Origin of the sequence: Rhodococcus sp. EPR-134, assembly GCF_001647205.1 — a bacterium.
Lineage (GTDB): Bacteria > Actinomycetota > Actinomycetes > Mycobacteriales > Mycobacteriaceae > Rhodococcus_F > Rhodococcus_F qingshengii.
This window is the reverse complement of record NZ_LVCT01000799.1, coordinates 1-6,398: the sequence shown is the minus strand read 5'-3', so window position 1 is coordinate 6,398 and position 6,398 is coordinate 1. Positions and strand designations below refer to the sequence as shown.

Annotated in this window: 5 protein-coding genes; 4 read left to right on the top strand and 1 reads right to left on the bottom strand. The window is 63.5% G+C overall.

Translation table 11 applies throughout. The annotated features are described in order from the left end of the window. From A2J01_RS34265 to A2J01_RS34250, 4 genes are all read left to right on the top strand, one after another. Positions 1 to 1,038 (top strand): alcohol dehydrogenase catalytic domain-containing protein (locus A2J01_RS34265; protein ID WP_064114456.1); only part of this gene is annotated, 1,038 nt, incomplete at its 5' end. Positions 1,039 to 1,218: 180 nt separating this feature from the next. Continuing rightward, entirely contained in the window at positions 1,219 to 2,877 is a 1,659-nt protein-coding gene (locus A2J01_RS34260) for a DNA repair helicase XPB (RefSeq protein WP_003940219.1), read from the top strand. A gap of 102 nt (positions 2,878 to 2,979) precedes the next feature. Next, the gene (locus tag A2J01_RS34255; protein WP_064114455.1) at positions 2,980 to 5,058 is read left to right on the top strand and encodes a hypothetical protein; all 2,079 of its coding nucleotides are present in this window, start codon (positions 2,980 to 2,982) and stop codon (positions 5,056 to 5,058) included. 74 nt (positions 5,059 to 5,132) lie between these two features. Then, on the top strand, positions 5,133 to 5,795 hold the full coding sequence (locus A2J01_RS34250) for a DUF3239 domain-containing protein (protein WP_020970500.1): 663 nt from the start codon (positions 5,133 to 5,135) through the stop codon (positions 5,793 to 5,795). Between the two features lie 9 nt (positions 5,796 to 5,804). On the opposite strand, the gene A2J01_RS34245 is transcribed toward A2J01_RS34250, so the two are convergent. Beyond that, positions 5,805 to 6,398: LLM class flavin-dependent oxidoreductase (locus tag A2J01_RS34245; protein ID WP_156519488.1), on the bottom strand; the 594-nt coding region annotated here is incomplete at its 5' end.

Below are 6,398 nucleotides of genomic sequence, written 5' to 3'. Positions count from 1 at the left end.
ACCGAGATCGCCGACCCGCCGCCGTTGGCACCCCATCAGATCCGCATCGACGTCGTCGCCTGCGGGATCTGCGGCAGCGACCTGAGCATGTCGAAGGACCCGTGCCGATTCGTCGAGGTCGCGCACGACGGGGGCTACCCGCTCGCCACCTTCGATCCGGACGCGCCAGTGGTGCTGGGGCACGAATACGCGGGTATCGTCTCCGAGACCGGTTCTGCAGTAGACGATTTCGCGATCGGCGATCGGGTGGCCGGCATCGGCTTGGCCACCGACACCGCTACCGGGATCCCGACGATCATCGGCTACTCGAACGAGTACCACGGCGCGTTCGGCGATCACATAGTCGTCGACGCGTTCTGGGTCCGCAAAGTTCCCGACCACCTGTCACTCGAGCACGCCACACTTGCCGAACCTCTCCACGTCGGCGAGATGCATCTCCAACAGTCCGGCCTCACCTCGGCCGATTCGGCGCTCGTCATCGGTTGCGGAACGATCGGACTGGGCGCCATCGTCGCCGCGAAAGCGCGCGGAGCGCAGATCGTCATCGCGTCGGAGCCCTCCCCCAAACGACGCGAGCTCGCCGCGAAGATGGGCGCGGACATCGTCGTCGATCCGGCCGAGCAGGATCCGATCGAACTGTGGAATCGAATGATCGCCGAAGGCAACCAGCTTGTCGGCCAGGCCGCGAACGGAGTTCTGATCGCCTACGAATGCAGCGGGCGGGCGGGAGTCATCGGAGAACTGATGCACACTCTGCCGTTCAACTCGCGGATTCAGGTTCTGGCTGCGCCGTTCGGCGACGAGACGATCATTCCCGTCGTCGGGCAGTTCCGGAGGATCTCGATCAACTTCGGTCACGGTCCTTACGAGAATGCCTACGACATCACCCTGCAGAGGCTCGCCGACGGCGAGATCGACGCCGAAGCGATCATCACCGGCAGGGTCGGTCTGGATGGAGTCTCGGACGCTTTCGCAGCTCTGCGCGCACCCGACGAACACGTGAAGATCCTCGTACTACCCGCGGGCCTCCCGGAATAGCGGTCGATCCTGCCCTGTTGACGTAGGGGTGCTCGCACTCGGGCACCTCTACTTCGGGCTGTGCGAGCGTCGCCTGTTGGCGTCTGCGCCCCGATACCAGGACAATGGCAGGGTTGGCGTCAGCCGACAACGCGGCGCAACGCTCTGTGGCTGCCGCGTTTGCTTCACTAGGAGGATTCCGTGACCGACGGACCGTTGATCGTCCAATCCGACAAGACGCTGCTGTTGGAGGTCGACCACGAGCGCGCCGGCGATGCCAGGCAGGCAATCGCCCCCTTCGCGGAACTCGAACGGGCCCCCGAACACGTCCACACGTATCGCATCACTCCCCTGGCCTTGTGGAATGCCCGCGCCGCCGGACACGACGCCGAGCAGGTTGTCGACGCGCTCGTGTCGTACTCACGATTCGCGGTTCCACAACCGCTGCTGGTCGACATCGTCGACACGATGGCCAGGTACGGACGCTTACAGCTGGTCAAGAGCCCGGTGCACGGCCTCATCCTGGTCAGCCTCGACCGCGCAGTCCTCACCGAGGTGATGCGACACAAGAAGATCTCGCCGATGCTCGGTGAGAAGGTCGACGACGACACCGTGATCGTCCACCCGAGCGAACGCGGCCGCCTCAAGCAGATGCTGCTCAAGGTGGGCTGGCCGGCCGAGGACCTCGCCGGCTACGTGGACGGCGAAGCGCACCCGATCGATCTCGCTTTCGAAGAGGGCCACTGGGAACTGCGCGACTACCAGCAGATGGCAGCGGATTCGTTCTGGGCCGGCGGTTCGGGCGTCGTCGTGCTGCCGTGTGGCGCCGGCAAGACGATGGTGGGCGCCGCAGCGATGGCAAAGGCCAAGGCCACCACCCTCATCCTCGTCACCAATACCGTTGCCGGTCGTCAGTGGAAGCGTGAGTTGATCGCGCGTACATCGTTGACCGAGGAAGAAATCGGCGAATACTCCGGCGAGCGCAAGGAGATTCGGCCGGTCACGATCGCCACGTACCAGGTGATCACACGTCGCACGAAGGGCGAGTACAAGCACCTCGAACTTTTCGATTCCCGAGACTGGGGATTGGTGATCTACGACGAGGTACACCTGCTCCCCGCGCCGGTCTTCCGGATGACGGCAGACCTGCAGTCACGCCGCCGTCTCGGCCTGACCGCGACGTTGGTTCGTGAGGACGGACGCGAAGGCGACGTCTTTTCGCTCATCGGACCCAAGCGCTACGACGCTCCGTGGAAGGACATCGAAGCGCAGGGCTGGATCGCACCGGCAGACTGCGTCGAGGTGCGAGTGACGATGACGGACGCCGAGCGCATGTCCTATGCCGTCGCCGAACCGGAGGAGCGCTACAAACTGTGCTCGACGGCGCACACCAAAATTGCTGTCGTGAAGTCGATTCTGGCCAAGCACCCGGATTCACCAACCTTGGTGATCGGTGCGTATCTCGATCAGCTCGACGAACTCGGCGAAGCCCTGAACGCGCCGGTGATCAAGGGATCCACCAAGAACAAGGAACGTGAGATCCTGTTCGATCAGTTCCGTAACGGTGAGATCCAGACGCTGGTGGTGAGCAAGGTCGCGAACTTCTCGATCGACCTTCCGGAGGCGTCTGTCGCCGTGCAGGTTTCGGGAACCTTCGGGTCGAGACAGGAAGAGGCTCAGCGCCTCGGACGACTGTTGCGACCCAAGCACGACGGCGGTCAGGCTCACTTCTATTCGGTGGTCTCGCGCGACACTCTCGATGCGGAGTATGCGGCACATCGTCAGCGATTCCTCGCCGAACAGGGCTACGCCTACCGGATCACCGACGCCGATGACCTGCTCGGACCTGCAATCGGCTGAGCATTTCTGCAACACGTTGCAGAATAAAATGGACATACGTCCAGTTATCTGTAGAGTGTCCCCAGTCACAGTCGTGTCCATCGGCCGGGGGTCACCTGCACCATGCGCTCAGTTCCACGTCTACGGGGTCGGCTCGCCGGGACCATTTCGCTGCTGACTGCCGCCGTCGTCGTCGCCACGACCGGCGTCAGTGCGGCCGCTCCGAGTCCTGCTCCCACCACGCAGAACTCGGTGTACGCACTTGCGAACGGTTGCTTCGCACTTCGTACGGAGTCCGGCGATTTCGTCCGTCGTGACGGGTCGGCGTACCTCACCGACGTAACGAAAGCCGCAGACGCCGAACCGTTCCGACTACATGCGGCCCAGTTGGGTCGATTCATGCTGTACGGCCCGGACGGGTCGATGCTCTCGCACGACGGCGCAGACTCGGTGCTCGCCACTTCCGAAGCAACTCCGTCCACCGACTGGACCGTGATGTCCACTGGCGAGTCCTTCGTTCTGACAGCGACCTCGAACGGCCGACAACTGATCTCGCGAGATTTGATGCTCACGATGTCCGATCCCGGTGACGTTCCCGAATCTGCGTTCACGCTGATCCCGCGCGACGGCTGCGCCGACTTCCCCGAAGCGGAGGTGGGCGCAAACGGCGTTCCGGGAGAAATCGGACCGAACGGTGAAGTCACCGGATTCATCGACACACACGTGCACATGAATGCTTCCGAGTTCATGGGCGGAAACCTGCACTGCGGCCGACCTTTCGATCCTCAGGGCGTCACCGCAGCGCTCGTCGACTGCCCGGACCATCAACCCGACGGGATACCGGCGCTCCTCGAAAACGTTCTGTCGTACGGCAATCCCTTCGAAACTCACGACACCACCGGCTGGCCGAGTTTCACCGACTGGCCGGCGCACGATTCACTGACACACGAGCAGACGTACTACAAGTGGGTCGAGCGGGCCTGGCGTGGCGGTCTGCGAATCTTCACCAACCTCTTTGTCGCCAACCGTGTCCTGTGCGAGCTGTATCCGAGTAAACGAAATCCCTGTGACGAGATGGAGACCGTCCGGATCCAGGCGCAGCAGACACGCGAACTCCAGGACTACATCGACGCCCAGTACGGCGGTCCCGGCCGGGGTTGGTTCCGCATCGTGAGCTCCCCTGAACAGGCCAGGCAGGTGGCCGCCGACGGAAAGCTGGCCGTCACCCTCGGGGTGGAGGTGTCCGAACCCTTCGGTTGCTCTGTGCGCAACGGTATTTCGCAGTGCACCGAGGACGACATCGACCGCGGCCTGGACGAGTTGTACGACCTCGGTGTCCGGCAGATGATCGTCACGCACAAGTTCGACAACGCCCTCGGCGGTGCCCGTTTCGACGGCGGCGTCACCGGAGTGGCCGTCAACATCGGCAACTACCTGGGCACCGGGGAGTTCTGGCAGTCGGAACCATGCACCGGCGTTGCCGAGGACAATGTGCTGCCCACCAAGGTCGACGGCGCACAGAATCTTCTCGCGGTACTCCCACCCGGAGTGATGCTTCCGGTGTACCCCTCTGGTCCGCAATGCAATTCGCACGGCCTGACCGACCTCGGCGCGTACACGATCCGAGGTTTGATGGACCGAGGGATGATCGTGGACATCGATCACATGAGCGTCAAGACCGCCGAAGCGGCTCTCGATATTCTCGAAGCTGCGAACTACTCCGGCGTCGTTTCCAGTCACAGCTGGAGCGACCCGAGCCTGTACAAGCGGATCTACGCACTCGGCGGATTTGTCGCCCTGTACGCCGGGCAACTTGACGCATCGGACGAAAAGCCCGAGGAGCGTGGGTTCATCGACCAGTGGCGGGACGCACGGGCGATGCGAAGCGAGAACTACTACTTCGGTTTCGGCTACGGCGCCGACACCAACGGCTTCGGGCCGCAGGCCGCACCGCGCGGCGACGCCGCAGAAAATCCGCTGCAATATCCGTACACCGCCTTCGACGGCACCGTCATGGACCAGCAGCGCGCCGGCACCCGGGTTTTCGACGTGAACACCGACGGCGTTGCCCAGTACGGGATGATTCCCGACTGGATCGCGGACATGCGTATTGCTGCGGGCGCCGACGGCGACACGATCATCGAGGACATGAGCCGTGGCGCCGAGGCTTACCTGCAGATGTGGGAGCGCGCGCGAAACTAGCTACGCTGGTGGACGGTCCCCGGGAGATCGGGGGCCGGTCCTAGATCGTCCGGCACCACCCGAAGGATTTTTTCGTGGCTGACTTCCAGTTCACCGTCGACAAGGCTCACGCCAAGTCGGTCAACGACACACTGGCCGATGTACGCCGCCTGCAGATTTCTGCGGTGATCTTCGCGATCGTCCTCGCCGCGGTCGGGGCCTGGTTGATCAGCATGGGTGAGGTGTGGTCCATCATCATCGGCGCGGTCCTCGCCATCGGTGCGGCCAGTTCACTGTGGGTCGCCTTGTGGGCACCTCGCAAGGTGGGAAGCGTCGAATCTCTGTATGCGGACAACCCACTGGTTCCCGCGATCGTCACCGAGGTTCACCCTCGAGCGGCGACCCTGACGGCACTGATCGACATCGCGAAGCCGGCGGCCGGAGCACCGAAGTACGCGCTCGTCAGCCGCAACGTTCGACTCAATCCGAAGTGGCGAGTCGGCGACCGCATTCCGTCGGTCGCACTGCGTTCGGATCGTTCCACCCGCAGCAAGGCTGACACGTGGCAGATGGTCAGTCCCATGCCGATCGAGTGGGGGACCAAGGACTCGGCAGTGCTGGCACGCGCGATCGCTGCTGTCAGTGCGAGCGAGTGGAACTTCCTGCAGAGCCGGATTCCCGATTCCGAAGAAGTTCGCACCCACCCCGATCGCCGGGTTCTGATCAACCCGGCCGATCTTCCTGACTCGCTGCGCTAGCCCCAACGGTTACGCGAGCGCGGGCAGCACTTCCTTCTCGAACATCTCGATTCCCGACGTGTCGAACGCGGCCTCGGGGAAGTAGAAGATTCCGTACTCGAGTCCCTGCGCCTCGAGCGCCGACAGGTTCTCGATGATCTGCTCGGGCGTACCCACGGCAGGCATTCCGCGGAACGCATCGAGCGACGCATCGGCGGCAGCTTCGCCGACCAACGGCGTCAGTCGGGCCTTCAGTGTCTCCAACCGCTGAGCCACCTCGGATTCCGTCGCGCCGATGGCCACGTTGTAGTTGGCCGAACGGACGATGGCGTCGAAATCGGTACCGACGGTGTCGCAGTGCTTCTTCAGGATCTCGGACTTGTGCGCGAAGCCGGCCGGGGTGCCGTCGAAGTTCGTGTACTGCGCGTACTTGGCCGCGATCTTGAGTGTGACCTTCTCGCCGCCACCGGCAACCCAGATGGGAATTCCGCCCTCTTGCAACGGAAGTGGACGGCACAGCGCTCCGTCGACCTGGTAGTACTTGCCGTCGAGCGTCGAACTGCCGGTCGACCACGCCTGCTGCATGATCTGGATTCCTTCGTCGAGGCGGCCCAGACGCTCACC

Coding starts and splice junctions, on each gene's coding strand:
- A2J01_RS34255 (WP_064114455.1), top strand. CDS start 2,980: ATGCGCTCAGTTCCACGTCTACGGGGTCGGCTCGCCGGGACCATTTCG.